The 14,370-nt window shown below is 41.3% G+C and carries 14 protein-coding genes and 1 pseudogene; 11 read left to right on the top strand and 4 right to left on the bottom strand.

Annotated elements, in window-relative coordinates; translation table 11 throughout:
• Window positions 1–79 precede the first annotated feature (79 nt).
• From AC4CUX_RS01550 to AC4CUX_RS01540, 3 genes are all read left to right on the top strand, one after another.
• A complete protein-coding gene (locus tag AC4CUX_RS01550; RefSeq protein ID WP_004696112.1) occupies window positions 80–1,018 on the top strand; it encodes an NAD(+) kinase in 939 nt (312 codons plus the stop codon).
• A gap of 3 nt (window positions 1,019–1,021) precedes the next feature.
• Window positions 1,022–1,288 (top strand): YeaC family protein, encoded by a 267-nt coding sequence (locus AC4CUX_RS01545; RefSeq protein WP_058869973.1) that lies wholly within the window; start codon window positions 1,022–1,024, stop codon window positions 1,286–1,288.
• A gap of 93 nt (window positions 1,289–1,381) precedes the next feature.
• Window positions 1,382–1,822: a hypothetical protein gene (locus tag AC4CUX_RS01540; protein WP_114837366.1), complete on the top strand. Its 441-nt coding sequence runs from the start codon at window positions 1,382–1,384 to the stop codon at window positions 1,820–1,822.
• A gap of 28 nt (window positions 1,823–1,850) precedes the next feature.
• On the opposite strand, the gene AC4CUX_RS01535 is transcribed toward AC4CUX_RS01540, so the two are convergent.
• Window positions 1,851–2,846: a glycosyl transferase family protein gene (locus AC4CUX_RS01535; protein ID WP_114837367.1), complete on the bottom strand. Its 996-nt coding sequence runs from the start codon at window positions 2,844–2,846 to the stop codon at window positions 1,851–1,853.
• Window positions 2,847–3,256: 410 nt separating this feature from the next.
• Between AC4CUX_RS01535 and AC4CUX_RS01530 the strand changes: the two genes are divergently transcribed.
• Together AC4CUX_RS01530 and AC4CUX_RS01525 are read left to right on the top strand one after the other, a co-directional pair.
• Complete coding sequence (locus AC4CUX_RS01530) at window positions 3,257–4,600, top strand: dicarboxylate/amino acid:cation symporter (RefSeq protein WP_201951946.1); 1,344 nt, start codon at window positions 3,257–3,259, stop codon at window positions 4,598–4,600.
• Window positions 4,601–4,742: 142 nt separating this feature from the next.
• Window positions 4,743–5,885 (top strand): acyl-CoA dehydrogenase family protein, encoded by a 1,143-nt coding sequence (locus tag AC4CUX_RS01525; protein ID WP_005400559.1) that lies wholly within the window; start codon window positions 4,743–4,745, stop codon window positions 5,883–5,885.
• Between the two features lie 56 nt (window positions 5,886–5,941).
• Here the strand turns inward: AC4CUX_RS01525 and AC4CUX_RS01520 are convergent, their stop codons facing one another.
• A complete protein-coding gene (locus AC4CUX_RS01520) occupies window positions 5,942–6,460 on the bottom strand; it encodes a DJ-1/PfpI family protein (protein ID WP_078426360.1) in 519 nt (172 codons plus the stop codon).
• A 457-nt stretch (window positions 6,461–6,917) separates the two neighbouring features.
• On the opposite strand from AC4CUX_RS01520, the gene pheA reads away from it, so the two are divergent.
• The 4 genes from pheA (at window position 6,918) to AC4CUX_RS01500 (ending at window position 11,913) form a co-directional block, all read left to right on the top strand.
• Window positions 6,918–8,027, top strand: a complete 1,110-nt coding sequence (gene pheA / locus AC4CUX_RS01515; RefSeq protein WP_201951942.1) for a prephenate dehydratase — start codon at window positions 6,918–6,920, stop codon at window positions 8,025–8,027.
• Between the two features lie 67 nt (window positions 8,028–8,094).
• On the top strand, window positions 8,095–9,186 hold the full coding sequence (hisC, locus tag AC4CUX_RS01510; RefSeq protein WP_114837590.1) for a histidinol-phosphate transaminase: 1,092 nt from the start codon (window positions 8,095–8,097) through the stop codon (window positions 9,184–9,186).
• Window positions 9,187–9,189: 3 nt separating this feature from the next.
• Window positions 9,190–11,439, top strand: a complete 2,250-nt coding sequence (locus AC4CUX_RS01505) for a bifunctional prephenate dehydrogenase/3-phosphoshikimate 1-carboxyvinyltransferase (protein ID WP_114837589.1) — start codon at window positions 9,190–9,192, stop codon at window positions 11,437–11,439.
• A 108-nt stretch (window positions 11,440–11,547) separates the two neighbouring features.
• Entirely contained in the window at window positions 11,548–11,913 is a 366-nt protein-coding gene (locus AC4CUX_RS01500; RefSeq protein WP_005400562.1) for a hypothetical protein, read from the top strand.
• 113 nt (window positions 11,914–12,026) lie between these two features.
• On the opposite strand, the pseudogene AC4CUX_RS01495 reads toward AC4CUX_RS01500, so the two are convergent.
• Window positions 12,027–12,380 (bottom strand): annotated as a pseudogene (locus AC4CUX_RS01495) (DUF2147 domain-containing protein); the annotation flags it as partial.
• A 30-nt stretch (window positions 12,381–12,410) separates the two neighbouring features.
• Between AC4CUX_RS01495 and AC4CUX_RS01490 the strand changes: the two are divergent.
• Window positions 12,411–12,716, top strand: coding sequence for an IS630 transposase-related protein (locus tag AC4CUX_RS01490; RefSeq protein ID WP_000122230.1), 306 nt, complete (start codon window positions 12,411–12,413; stop codon window positions 12,714–12,716).
• Between the two features lie 47 nt (window positions 12,717–12,763).
• Window positions 12,764–13,258, top strand: a complete 495-nt coding sequence (locus AC4CUX_RS01485; RefSeq protein ID WP_490792118.1) for an IS630 family transposase — start codon at window positions 12,764–12,766, stop codon at window positions 13,256–13,258.
• 468 nt (window positions 13,259–13,726) lie between these two features.
• On the opposite strand, the gene AC4CUX_RS01480 is transcribed toward AC4CUX_RS01485, so the two are convergent.
• Window positions 13,727–14,356 (bottom strand): alpha/beta hydrolase, encoded by a 630-nt coding sequence (locus AC4CUX_RS01480; protein ID WP_201953955.1) that lies wholly within the window; start codon window positions 14,354–14,356, stop codon window positions 13,727–13,729.
• Window positions 14,357–14,370 lie beyond the last annotated feature (14 nt).

The raw sequence follows: 14,370 nt of genomic DNA, 5'->3' as shown, positions 1-14,370 counted from the left end.
AACGAACTGAAATATAGAGACAATTCCGTGTGTAGCAGCAGTCACTTTAGTTTTTGAATCAATTTAAATAAATAATGTTATGATAGGCGGGAATCGTAGCGGAGCGATGTTGCAGGTGCAAATTTCACATAAAACATTTCGAAACATAGGCTTAATTGGACGTCCAGATAAGTCTTCAGTTGTCGAAACCTTATGTCTTATTCATGATCATCTACTCAGCTTAGGGTTACATCCCGTTTTTGATGCGCAAACCGCTGAACTGGTTCCTTATAAAAACACGCAAACGGTGAGTCGTGCGCTTCTGGGTGAAGTGGTCGATTTGGTGATTGTGGTGGGCGGAGATGGCTCACTTCTGCATGCTGCACGTGCCTTGGTTAAATTTAATACCCCTGTAATGGGTGTAAACCGAGGGCGTTTGGGTTTTTTAACCGACATCAAGCCGACTGAAGTGATTTTTAAGCTCGATCAAGTCTTAAAAGGTGAGTTTCAGTTAGATCGTCGTTTCTTATTGGAAATGGAAATTCGCTCAAAGGGCGAGACGATTTATGATGCTATTGCGCTAAACGATGTGGTATTACACTCGGGCAAGTCGGTGCATATGATTGACTTCGAACTCAATATCGATGGTCAATATGTCTACCGTCAACACAGTGATGGTTTGATTGTATCGACGCCTACGGGTTCAACCGCTTATTCGTTGTCAGGTGGTGGCCCAATCGTGCATCCGGGGATGGATGCGATTGCTTTGGTACCGATGCATCCACATACTTTGTCTTCACGCCCGATTGTGGTGGGTGGTCATAGTGAAATTAAGCTTCTGATTCGTGAAAACCGTGTCTTGCCGATGGTCAGTGCCGATGGTCAACACAGTGTTTCACTCAATGTGGGTGATAGCTTACATATTCGTAAGCACCCCTTTAAACTGAATTTATTACATCCACCGGGTTATGATTTTTATATGTCATGCCGTACTAAACTCGGTTGGAACCAAGATTTTGACTCTTTTCAACAGGATTAAATCATGAATATTGAACAGATGCTTTCTATTTTAGATGCCGATATTGTTGAGCGTTTAAAAACAGCTGTAGAAATTGGTAAATGGCCGAATGGCGTTGCGTTGACTGCTGAACAACGTCAAACTTGTATGCAAGCCGTTATTGCTTGGGAGCATCAGAATACTCCTGAAAAAGAACGTACGGGTTATATTGATAAAGGGCATAAAGAAGAAGGTGAGGAGTGTGATTCTCATGTGCCTGAACCAGAATTTAAACCTATTCGCTTTATTTAATTGATTAAAAATACGTTGAATCGCTCAGCAACAGATGCTTGGTGATTCAACAACTCAATCTAACAAGAATACCTTCAAACTGTTTCAATCATTATGCTTATAAAAATAATAAAGCTCACTCGACTCAGTTTATTCTTCATTACTGTAATTTCGACCAATGTATTTGCTGAGCGAACAAGTGATGCAAGAAAAATTGAATGTTTATTAGATGTTTCTGTGTTACCGAGTCAAAATTTTCAAAATCCCGTCACACAATACACATCAATGAAAAATGATGGTTATCCGATGTTATTGATTGGAATAAAGATCCATAACGCCCATGCAGGTGAAGCATCGAAAAAGATAAAAAGCCATCAGCTCTATTGTTCAAACCTCATTGGACAACAAAAAGATGTTTATTTATCTGGCCCTTATGAATCTCAAAAAATTGAGATCCATATTGGTGATCAGTTGATACTCAGAAATATTCATTCTTCAGGAAAGCATTATCCTTACTGGGCCGACTTTTACTGGGTCGAAAAGCGTAACGAATAACGTTCACGCTTTTGCTTGTCCCTTATGCTTAGAAACGAGTGTGCCAAAGCTGGTTGGCCTGTTGCATGGCATCGCTATATGTATCGCACACTCCCATGGTATAGAGCGCAATGCCAATGGTTTCAGTCACTGCCATTTCACCATATTCATGCTGTTTTTCACCCAGCCAAACTGCTTTAAACTCAGCCAAATCTAACTCTTCTTCAATTGGGCTTCGGTTGTCGGTGAGTTTAGGTAGCTCATGTTCGTAGAGTTCACCATTTTTGATGCCGCAGATCAGTGTTTTGGCATCTGGGTTACGTTCAAATTCGCCGCCTTCACCTTTAATGACCGCGCTATTTTTATAGCCCAGTTTAAATGCTGCTTGCTGATGCGAACCACGATAGGCAGGGTGGAAAATAGCTTGCAAGGTTGCTTTGGCATTAAATGGATTGATCAAGCGTGCAAGAGTATGAATGGGTGAACGAAGACCCATAACATTTCGTAGGGAAATTAAGTCACTTAAAATCGGGGAGATGGCGTGCAGCGGTAAATATGCAAAATTACGCGTCGCTAATTCCTGTTCCACATCTGCTTGAGTTTGGCAAATATTAAAATCGAGATACTCTAATACCTGCTCAGTATAAATACGGTTAATGGTATGACCTGATGCTCCGTGCATCACGACCTTATAACCTGCTTTAGCTAAAGTCAGTGCCGCTAAGAGAAACCATGGATAGTGTTTACGCTTGCCTGCATAAGAAGACCAGTCTAAATCGACCTCTAAAGCCGTGAACGGCAGTTGATCTCGTGTGGCTTGAACAAAGCCTACCAGTTCATCTACAGACTCTTCCTTAACTCGTAGTAGCATCAGAAATGCACCGAGCTGTACATCTAACACTTGATTTTTCAAGATCATATCAAAGGCTTGGTAAGCTTCTTCATAACTGAGTGAGCGCGCACCATTTTTCCCTTTGCCAATAATGCGAACAAACTGGGCAAAAGGGTGCTCAGCATCTTTATAAATATTTCTTTTGTTGTTCATGGAAAAACCAAAGTAAGTGAAGGCTGTGTTGTGCTATTTTAGTGGAACAATCAAAAAAAACAGCACTTTTAATTTTAAATAAATTTTCCACCATTAGACTAAAGTATGAGTAATATTGTTTAGATTTTATACATTATGATTAAAATCAGTTTACTTTGATTAAAGAATGTTAGGTAAAATTTACCCAATAATTGTGACTCGCTAGTTTTTAGTCTCTCCCATTGCAGTAAATGTGAATGAACTGTGATTTTTGTCACAGTGCTGTTGTTTGTACACCATGATTTTTTTACCCGGTGTTTGGATGCGGTCCAAACTGTGGGCTTTTTTGTGTTTATCAGAAAGCCAACTACCTATGAGGAAGTATAGGTATACCGATTTTTTCAGTCTTTTGATTTACAGAAGTATTCGTTATGACTAAGAAACCAATCTATAAGTCACTATATTTTCAAGTTATTGTCGCGATTATTGCGGGTATCTTAGTAGGACATTTTTTCCCTAGTGGTGCGCAAGTTATCAATGGCGTTGAAAAATATGTACCCGGCTGGGGCGAGCTTTTTTATCCTCTAGGTCAAGGCTTTATTAAGCTGATCAAGATGATTATTGCGCCAGTAATTTTCTGTACTGTCGTGAGTGGTATCGCGGGTATGGAAAGTATGAAGTCTGTGGGTAAAACAGGCGGTGTTGCGCTACTTTACTTTGAAATTGTATCGACTATTGCACTATTGATCGGTTTACTGGTCATTAACATCTGGAAGCCAGGTGTGGGCATGAACGTTGACCCTTCAACATTAGATACTTCTGGTATCTCAAAGTTTGTTGAATCTGGTCAGCAGCAATCGACTGTCGACTTCTTTATGCATATTATTCCAAACACTGTGGTTGGTGCATTTGCTGAAGGTGAAATCCTGCAAGTGCTGCTCTTTGCCTTGATGTTTGGTTTTGCATTACACAAGTTGGGTGATGCAGGTAAACCTGTACTGAAGTTCATCGATCAAATTTCGCATGTGTTCTTTAACATTGTAAACATGATCATGAAACTTGCTCCAATTGGTGCTTTTGGTGCAATGGCATATACCATCGGTAAATATGGTATCGGTAGCTTGGCGCAACTTGCTCAGTTGATCATCTGCTTCTACATTACCTGTCTGCTTTTCATTTTCTTGGTTCTCGGCACAATTTCACGTCTTTGTGGCTTCAGCATTTTGAAAATGATTCGTATGATTCGCGAAGAGCTGTTGATCGTACTGGGTACGTCATCTTCAGAATCGGTTTTACCGCGTATGCTGAAAAAGCTTGAAATTGCGGGATGTGAAAAGTCAGTGGTTGGTTTGGTTATTCCAACAGGTTATTCATTTAACTTAGATGGTACCTCAATCTACTTAACGATGGCTGCGATCTTCATTGCACAAGCGACCAATACTCAGCTTGATCTTATGCACCAAGTGACTTTATTGGGTGTGTTATTGATTTCATCGAAAGGTGCTGCGGGTGTAACAGGCTCGGGCTTTATTGTGATGGCAGCGACTTTGTCAGCCGTTGGTCATATTCCAGTGGCGGGTCTTGCGCTTATCTTAGGTATTGACCGTTTTATGTCTGAAGCACGTGCCTTAACCAACTTGGTGGGTAACTCATTGGCAACGATTGTTGTTGCGAAATGGGTGGGTCAGTTAGACCAAGAAAAATTAAACTTCGCACTTGCAAATCCAGAAGAAGTAGATCGCTTGATGGCTGTTGAAGAAAATGCTCACGCATAATTTCAGTTCATCTTAAAAAGGAAGCCCAAAGGCTTCCTTTTTTATTGGAATATAAAATGGCCTGATGCGTTCATGACAGTTGCCTTAAAAATGGCTAGCATGTGAGCTGAATAATAAAACAACGTCACTACAAGGAAGAAGCATGTTGAATTACGATGCAGACTTAGAACTATTTCGCGATAACTTTCGCCGTTTTATGAATGAACACATTGCACCACACTATGAACAGTGGGAACGAGAAGGCTTAATGCCGCGCTCAGTCTGGAATGCCTTGGGTGAAAATGGTTTCTTATGTGTCGATGTACCTGAGGAATATGGCGGTTATGGTGTTCCAACGCATTATTCACTCATGTTGGTGGAAGAGTCAGCACGTGCAGGTTTTAGTGCTTTATCGACAGGTATTTCTTGTCACTCTGAAATTGCTGCGCCTTATATTTTGCATATCGGAACTGAAGCACAGAAGCAGTACTGGTTACCGAAAATGGTGTCAGGTGAAGTGGTCGGTGCGATTGGGATGACTGAACCGGGTGCGGGTTCAGACTTACAAGCCATGCGAAGTAATGCCATTTTGCAAGGTGAGCATTATATTTTAAATGGCTCTAAAACCTTTATTTCCAATGGGCAGCATGCCGACCTTGTGGTATTAGCGGTGAAAACTGATCCGCAAGCCCGAGCAAAGGGTGTTTCACTGATGTTAGTCGATACCCATTTGGATGGGTTTAAAAAAGGCACCAACCTCGACAAAATTGGGCTGCATTCACAAGACACTTCTGAGTTGTTTTATGACAATGTCAAAGTCCCGAAAGATCAATTGTTGGGACAAGCAGGCCAAGGTTTTGCTTATTTGATGCAAGAGCTACCACGAGAGCGTACAGCAATTGCAGCAACAGCTATAGGTGCAATTCGCGGTTCGATTGATGTCACTATCCAATACGTCAAAGAGCGTCAAGCCTTTGGTCAACATATTTCGCAGTTCCAAAATACACGTTTTGTTTTGGCTCAAGCCAAGATTGATGAACAAGCCACAGCTGCTTTTTATAATCAAAACGTTGAGCTTTATATGCAAGGCAAGTTAGATGTCGAAACTGCAGCTGCGCTAAAAAGCTTTTCAACGGATATGCAAATGAAGGTGGCAGATAATTTATTGCAGCTCTTTGGTGGCTATGGCTATATGAGTGAATATCCAATTTCACGTTTCTTTGTCGATGCACGTATTCAACGCATCTACGGCGGGACCAATGAAATTATGAAAGAAATTGTCGCACGTAGCTTACTTGGCCGCTAAGCCTTAGATGTTGATATAAACATGTGTCTAAAAAGAGCCTCAAGTAGGCTCTTTTTTTATCGGTTCAGTACCAATAAACTTTCTTGTATAAAGGCGGGGAGATCATATTGGGTTTGTGATGAAATGTATAAATTATTGTCATTCACAACACCTGTGTCATATAGCACGGCACCTGCATCTTTTAAGTCCTGATGAAGGTGATGGATACACGTCATGCGTCTACCTTTCACAACGCCAGCATGCATTAAAATTTGCGGAGCGTCTGCACTGCATAAAATGGGTTTTTGCGTGTTTGCAAAGTGCCTGACAAATAAGATATAGCGTTCATCTTGGCACAGGTTGTCTGGCGAAAAACCGCCCGGGATGAGTAAGGCATCAAAGTCATGCACGGAGGCATCATCGATACTTTGGTCGATGGTGACAAAGGCTTTACGCTTTTTACCATAAATGATTTTGCCAGCCTGACTTTCAAGGTTAATAATACTATGCCGAGCTGCTCGAAATGCTTCTACGGGTTCAGCATATTCGGCATCCTCAAAGTCATAGGTGACCAAGACTGCAATTTTTTTGTGCATGACAGTACCTACAGTTCATTATTGTTTTGTTTTATTGAGACTATAGAGCAATCGCTACTGCTGCATACTCTCTTTGTTATGAATACGTCAACTTAAGTAAAGCATATTTTAAAAAAAAGTCTAACGCACTGAAATACAGATAAATGGTGATTTTTGCCTAGGTGTAGCAAAAATTTTCTAAACCAAGTTTAAGTGTTAAAAACATTAGACTTAGATAAAAATTCAATAATCAGGGGAGGTGTGTTTTTAAGGGTGTTCTGCATAATATGTGCAAGCTCAATACAGATTCCTCAGTGATTTTATTGATGTCGATTATTTAGGCAGTTTATTGATTAACTTGATGATTAAATCAACTGTCTGTTTTTAGCACTGAAACATGCAAAGTCTTATTGCGCAAGATTTCAAAGCTAACTATTGTTATACTGTTTGCACAATGTATATGAAGGGCGACATAACAATGATCCAAGACGATCAAAACACAACGACTTCTCTTGACCTCAACCAAATCCGTCAGGATATCGACTCTGTTGATCAACAGATTCAACAACTTATTAATCGTCGAGCGAAACTGGCGGAAGCTGTTGCAAAAGCAAAATTTGCTTCTGAAGAGAATCCAATGTTTTACCGTCCAGAACGTGAAGCGCAAGTTTTACGGAATGTTATGGAGCGTAATGAAGGCCCTTTGTCTGATGTGACCATGGCACGTTTGTTCCGTGAAATCATGTCTGCATGTTTGGCTCTAGAAGCACCGCAAAGTATTGCATTTTTAGGCCCTGTCGGTACGTATACACACTCTGCGGTGTTGAAGCACTTTGGACATGATGCTGTGGTTCGTCCTTTACCGACCATTGATGAAGTGTTCCGTGAAGTGGAAGCAGGCACTGCCCACTATGGTTTGGTGCCGGTAGAAAACTCATCAGAAGGTGTGGTCAACCATACTTTAGATTGCTTTAAAGCCTCAAACTTAAATGTGATTGGTGAAGTTGAATTGCGTATTCATCACCAGTTTCTTGTGTCTGAAAACACGCGTAAAGACAGTATTAAACAAATTTATGCGCATCAGCAAACTTTGGCGCAGTGCCGTGCATGGTTGGACGCGCACTATCCTGGTGTGGAACGTGTAGCTTTAAGCTCGAATGCTGAAGCGGCACGTCGTATTCGTACTGAATGGCATTCGGCTGCTATTGCATCTGATGTTGCAGCAAGTATTTATGATTTAGAAATTTTACACAGCAATATTGAAGATAATCCTGAGAACACCACACGTTTCTTGGTGATTGGTCGTGAAAGAATCCCGCAAAGCGGTAATGATAAAACCTCATTGCTGATTTCTGCACACGATCGTGCAGGTGCATTGCTTGAAATTTTAGCACCTTTTGCAAAGCATAATATTAGCTTGACCAGCATTGAAACCCGTCCTGCGCTGCCTGAAAAATGGGCTTATGTCTTCTTTATTGATTTAGAAGGGCATGTGGAACAAGACAATGTTAAAGCGGCGATTGAAGAGATTCTTCCACTCGTGAAAGAAGTTCGAGTATTGGGTTCATACCCGATTGCAGTACTGTAATCTCTAAGGTGGTTGGGTTTACTCCAAACTCAACCATGTACACCACTTGTAAGAATGGAAAGGTCACATGTCGTTTGCTCCAGCCAATGAAGGTATTGCGAAGTTAAAACCATATCAACCAGGTAAGCCAATCAGCGAATTAGAGCGTGAATTGGGCATGACCGATATTGTTAAACTTGCCTCAAATGAAAACCCTTTGGGTTGTTCGGACAAAGTAAAAGAAGCAGTTGCTGCTGAATTGGCGGAAATTGGACGATATCCAGACGGTGGTGGTTTTATCTTGAAGGATCAAGTTCATACGCAGTTTGGTGTAGCACATGATTGTATTACTTTAGGCAATGGCTCAAACGATCTACTTGAAATTTTTGCCCGTGCATTTGTTTCAGATAAAGACTCGGTAGTGTATAGCCAACACGCATTTGCAGTTTATGCTTTGGTCACGCAAGCCATCAATGCTGAAGCGATTGAGGTACCTGCTCAAGGTTTTTCGCATGACCTTGACGCGATGGCGGTGGCAATTAAAGACAATACCAAATTGGTGTTTATTGCAAATCCCAATAATCCGACAGGAACTTGGTTTGAAGAGGCCGAATTTGAGCGCTTCATGCAAAAAGTACCGAGTCATGTGATCGTGGTTTTAGATGAAGCTTATGTGGAATATTTTCCAGAAAACTTTAATAGCTTGAAGTTTTTAGCACAGTATCCAAACCTGATTGTTAGCCGCACCATGTCGAAGTGCTTTGGTTTAGCGGCATTACGTGTTGGTTTTGCTTTAGCATCGGCAGAAGTGACAGATTTCTTAAATCGCATTCGTCAGCCGTTTAACGTCAACCATTTAGCCATGGTGGCAGCAGTTGCTGCACTGAAAGATGAAGATTTCATTGAGAAATCACGTGTGGTCAATAAAGTGGGCATGGTGCAACTTGAAACAGGGTTTAAAGCGTTAGGTCTAAACTATGAGCCTTCTCGTGCTAACTTCATTTTGGTCGATATACAAGCCGATCCTGCACAAACTTTTAATGCTTTATTAAAAGAAGGGGTGATTGTTCGTCCTGTGGGCATCGCCAATCATTTACGAGTATCGATTGGAACTGAAGCTGAAAATACGAAATTTCTAACGGCTTTGGCCAACGTACTAGGTTTAGAGGCGAACGCTTAAATTATGTCTGTGCCACTATTTGAAAAAGTTGCATTTATTGGTCTTGGACTGATTGGTTCAAGTCTTGCACGGGTGATGATTGCTGAAGGTTTAACCCAAAATATTGTAGCCTCTACACGTTCGGAAAAAACCTTACAGGATGCCAAAGCTTTGGGCTTAATCCAACAGGGGTATAGTGATCCTGTGCAGGCGGTTCAAGGTGCGGACTTGGTGGTTTTAGCCTTACCTGTTCGTGCAACGCAAAAAGTATTGGAAACCATCAAACCATATTTGCAAGAACATACGATTATTACCGATGTAGGCAGTACCAAAGGCAATGTGGTCGACGCGGCCAAAGCCGTGTATGGCGAAGCATTACCTGCCGGGTTTGTACCGGGGCATCCAATTGCTGGGGCAGAACACACGGGTGTACATGCGGGTAAGGTCGATTTATTTGCAAATCATAAAGTGATTCTGACACCGTTACCGACCAGTGCTGATTGGGCTGTAGAGAAACTGATTCAACTATGGCAAGCTGCGAAAGCAGAAGTGATTTGTATGGATGTGGCCAAGCATGATGAAGTCTTGGCTCATACCAGTCATCTTCCGCATTTGATGGCTTTTAACTTAGTTGAACAACTGGCAAACCGTGAAGATAATTTAGATATTTTTCGCTATGCTGCGGGGGGCTTCCGCGATTTTTCTCGAATTGCCGCAAGTGACCCACAAATGTGGCATGACATCTTTTTTGCCAATAAAAAAGCCATTTTAAATGCCGTAGATGGTTTTGAAAACCAACTGGCTACGATTCGTAAACTCATTGAAGATGAAGATTCACATGCTTTAATGGGCTTGCTTGGACATGCGCAAGCAGCACGCCAGCATTTTAACCATATGCTGGCTCAAAAACCTTTCATGGAGAACAATAAAGTGACGACACAGCAATTCACCATATTACCGGGTAAAAAGAGTTTCCAAGGTAAGTTTAGCGTGCCAGGTGATAAATCTGTGTCACACCGTTCAATCATGTTTGGTGCAATTGCAGAAGGAACGACGCATGTGACAGGTTTCTTGGAAGGAGAAGATGCGCTAGCAACCTTACAAGCCTTCCGTGATATGGGCGTGAGCATTGAAGGTCCTAAAAATGGTGAAGTGACGATTCATGGTGTCGGCGTAAATGGCCTAAAAGCGCCAGCAAGTGCGCTTTACATGGGTAACTCAGGGACTTCGATGCGTTTGCTTTCAGGCATGCTCTCTGCACAAAAATTTGACTCTGTAATGACGGGTGATGCATCACTGTCGAAGCGTCCAATGGAACGTATTGCTAAACCGTTACGTGAAATGGGTGCACAGATTCAAACTACAGGTGAGCGTGGTACACCTCCTGTTTCGATCACGGGAAACCAAGCTTTACAAGGCATTCACTATGATTTGCCAATGGCATCTGCGCAGGTGAAATCTGGGATTTTATTGGCAGGATTGTGGGCAGCAGGTGAAACATCGGTCACAGAACCAGAACCTACACGTGACCATACTGAACGTATGCTACGTGCATTTGGTTATGATGTGAAAACAGAGGGTAATCGAATCTCACTGCAAGGTGGCGGTAAGCTAGTCGGTACAGAGATTCAGGTGCCATCAGATATTTCGTCGGCTGCTTTCTTTATGGTGGGTGCTGCGATTACTGAAGGTTCAGACGTTACTTTAGAAGCCGTGGGCATTAACCCAACGCGTACAGGTGTGATCGAGATTTTGAAGCAAATGGGTGCGGACATTACGGTTGAAAATGAACGTATTGCAGGCGGTGAGCCGATTGCAGATATTCGTATTCAAGGCACACGTACACTCAAAGGTATTCATATGCCTGAAGATCAAGTGCCATTGGCGATTGATGAATTCCCTGCATTGTTCATTGCAGCGGCATGTGCTGAAGGGCAAACCGTATTAACGGGTGCTGCTGAGCTGCGTGTGAAAGAATCAGATCGTATTCAAGTGATGGCGGATGGTTTAAAAACCATGGGTATCGATTGTACGCCGACTGACGATGGCATCATCATTGAAGGTAAAGGTCATTCAGGTGAGTGGGGCGCGATTTTCACTGGTGGCGAAATTGAATCACATCACGATCACCGTATTGCGATGAGTTTCTCAATGGCTGGCTTACGCACCTCTGGTGAAATTAAAATTATTGGCACTGAAACGGTTGCTACGAGTTTCCCGACCTTTACGCAATTAAGCAATCAAGCCGGTTTAGCGATCCAAGTCACGGAATAAGACTAAAGCTTATATATTTTGTGTGAGAACAGCCAAGCTTTTGCTTGGCTGTTTTGTATTAAGCCATTATGCTAAACCCATATAACAAAAAAGCCTTTGGGATGATCAATGAGAAAATTACAATTTACGGCGCAGCATGGACAGCAGCAGGAAGTAAGTGAGAGTAGTGTAGTACAGAAGCAGGTACAAGACCTACTGGTTGAAAAGTTAGGTCAATTGGGTTTTGAAACTTTGCCACAAAGTGGTGATCAAGTGGCTGTGAGTGTCGATAATCATACTTTGCCACTGTCTATTACGTGCCAAGGTCATGACGGCGAAGGAAATCTGGTGTGCGAAATTGCCTCTTATCCAGATGAAGAGCAAGACTGGTTAGACCGAATTGCTGAACGAAGCTTATTAAATCAATTGGCACAAGCGGTTGAAACCACACTAAAAACAGATAAAAGTTTTACTGAGTTTGAGTGGAAAGGCTAATTGAATAGATAAAAAATGCTGAATTGGTTTTTCCTAATTCAGCATTTTTTAGAACAGAACACGTTTAATATTTTGATGGGTCAACGCGCTTATAACTGGATGTGCTATAAGACTTATTCCACACGTAACCACGTCTGACTACGTCCCACAGCCGAGACGCCTAAATAGCCTCTTAAGAATAGTTTTTTCCCATTTGGGCTAATTTTACCTTTTAGGCTATACAGCTTGCCTGAAACGGGGTCAATGATTTTGCCATGGGTATAATTAATATTATTTTCAGTTTTTAAACCTGTAATCACTTGCATACCAATAATAGGCTTATCGGTGTAGGGTGCAGGGCAGTTGGTGCAGAACTCTTTTGCTGTATAACCTGGGCGAGGAGTTGCTTTCAGTGCAGTTCCTGCATAAGTTCCATTGGCTTGCTTTTCAATTTTCACCAGACCTTTGGGTTCTCCAGTTTTATAGTCAAATCATTATAAAACCAATACAATGGTGCAATGAGTTATTCAGAACATTTTAGACGTAAAATTTTAGCTAAGCTTGAGGAAGGTTATTCTATTCGAGCGGTAGCTGCACAATTTGAAATTAATAAAAATACCATTGTTGAATGGAAGAAACGTATAGAGATTAAAAAAACTCGTGTACGTAAACCTTCTAAAATTAACGATGATGCTTTACGTGAAGATGTTGAAAAGTATCCTGATGCTTATCAATATGAACGTGCTGCACGTTTTAATTGTGGTGTTTCATCTATTGGTGCTGCATTAAAGCGCTTAAATATTACAGTTAAAAAAAGACGTTAAGCCATCCTAAAGCAGATACAAAGCTTAGGGATAAATTTATTCTGCAAGTGAATGAATTAGAAAAAAACCATCCGATTATTTATCTGGATGAAAGTGGTTTTAAGTCACATGATTATAGACCTCATGGCTACTCACGAAAAGGAGTACCCTGTTTATGGCAATATAATTGGCAATTAAAGAATCAGACCAATGCCATTGGAGCAATCCATGAGGGTAAGTTATTTTCAGTCGGTTTATTTGACTGCAAAATCAATTCAGATGTTTTTCATTTTTGGATTGAGCAATTCCTCATACCGGCATTACCAGAAAATAGTGTAGTGGTTATGGATAATGCAGCATTTCATAAAAGAGCAGATATTCAGGAGTTATTGGAACAACAAGGGCATAAAATTCTTTGGCTTCCTGCATACAGCCCTGATTTAAATCCTATAGAACACATGTGGGCATGGGTTAAACGTAAGCGTAAAGAATGGTTGATCGACTCAGTCGATGAGTTATTTCGAGTTTTTTTCGAATCTTGTATGAATAATAAAGTATTTTGACTATATCATCGATATAACGCCAAGTTCCTATAATGTCCTGAGCACAGGCTGATGTGGTGGCTATAGTGACTAAAACTGCCCCGAGAATTGTTTTCATAAAATCCCTGAATATTTTAAAAATTATTTAAATGAATAGCTCTCTCGAGCTAAGATGTTGATTGTATAACTTATTATTTGAATAATGATGTGCAGAATATATCAAGTTCAAGCGTAGATTGTTGCATAAAGTACCATTAGCAGGGTTCAAGCCTCACTGATTTTTAAAACAGGTATTTGATGGAGGTAGTGCTGATTGAGTTTAGCGCTCAAAAGGGAGCTTAAAATTATTTTGGGAACAGAATAGATATAACGGACGGCTAATGAAGCGTTGGAATAGAAAAAGAGATACGTCTAGATTAAAAATAAAAAGTTCAAGAAAGAAAGGGGCTAATGTTAGACAGTCATTTCTTTCCTGAACTGAGTGATGCGTTAAATCCACAGGAAACGTGTAATCGCAATACGTAACTGTTTTAAGTAACCGGTAAAGAAATGGTTTGCACCAGGTAATACAGTCACTAAATGGCGCTGCGGTTTAGCCCATGTAATCATGTCAGACAGTAAGGTCACTTCATCGGCTTCGCCATGGATAAATAAGATGTCACCTTTAAGTTGAGGTGTTACATAGTGGCGCACACCTGCGACCGTTGCCGTTGGTAGACCACATAAAATGGTTTGTTTTGGTCGAATTTCTTCTTGTAAAGCATCATAGCATTTTGCCATGACATGCGCACCGAAACTAAAACCACCTGCATAGAAGGGTAAAGTTGTATGTGCTGCACGAGCATGCTTAATCACTTCAAGAACATCATCAGTTTCGCCATGACCTTCGTCGTGTAGACCAACACTTTGACCTGAGCCACGGAAACTTGGACGGTACACAATACAACCGCGTTCTAAGAACATTTGCGCAAGCAATGCTGGAACCTTGTGTTGAGGCGTACCACCTTGGAGTGGATGGGGGTGAGTAACTACCGCGAATCCTTTCACTTCACCCTGTGGATAATCTACAAAAACTTCAATTTGTCCAACTGGACCTTGAATGAACATGTGCTCAGACATAGAGAATCGATACA

This window comes from Acinetobacter sp. 231_lipA, assembly GCF_058243005.1.
This window is presented reverse-complemented; position numbering and strand designations above follow the sequence as displayed.

Coding starts and splice junctions, on each gene's coding strand:
- AC4CUX_RS01550 (WP_004696112.1), top strand. CDS start 80: ATGATAGGCGGGAATCGTAGCGGAGCGATGTTGCAGGTGCAAATTTCA.
- AC4CUX_RS01545 (WP_058869973.1), top strand. CDS start 1,022: ATGAATATTGAACAGATGCTTTCTATTTTAGATGCCGATATTGTTGAG.
- AC4CUX_RS01540 (WP_114837366.1), top strand. CDS start 1,382: ATGCTTATAAAAATAATAAAGCTCACTCGACTCAGTTTATTCTTCATT.
- AC4CUX_RS01535 (WP_114837367.1), bottom strand. CDS start 2,846: ATGAACAACAAAAGAAATATTTATAAAGATGCTGAGCACCCTTTTGCC.
- AC4CUX_RS01530 (WP_201951946.1), top strand. CDS start 3,257: ATGACTAAGAAACCAATCTATAAGTCACTATATTTTCAAGTTATTGTC.
- AC4CUX_RS01525 (WP_005400559.1), top strand. CDS start 4,743: ATGTTGAATTACGATGCAGACTTAGAACTATTTCGCGATAACTTTCGC.
- AC4CUX_RS01520 (WP_078426360.1), bottom strand. CDS start 6,460: ATGCACAAAAAAATTGCAGTCTTGGTCACCTATGACTTTGAGGATGCC.
- pheA (WP_201951942.1), top strand. CDS start 6,918: ATGATCCAAGACGATCAAAACACAACGACTTCTCTTGACCTCAACCAA.
- hisC (WP_114837590.1), top strand. CDS start 8,095: ATGTCGTTTGCTCCAGCCAATGAAGGTATTGCGAAGTTAAAACCATAT.
- AC4CUX_RS01505 (WP_114837589.1), top strand. CDS start 9,190: ATGTCTGTGCCACTATTTGAAAAAGTTGCATTTATTGGTCTTGGACTG.
- AC4CUX_RS01500 (WP_005400562.1), top strand. CDS start 11,548: ATGAGAAAATTACAATTTACGGCGCAGCATGGACAGCAGCAGGAAGTA.
- AC4CUX_RS01490 (WP_000122230.1), top strand. CDS start 12,411: ATGAGTTATTCAGAACATTTTAGACGTAAAATTTTAGCTAAGCTTGAG.
- AC4CUX_RS01480 (WP_201953955.1), bottom strand. CDS start 14,356: ATGTCTGAGCACATGTTCATTCAAGGTCCAGTTGGACAAATTGAAGTT.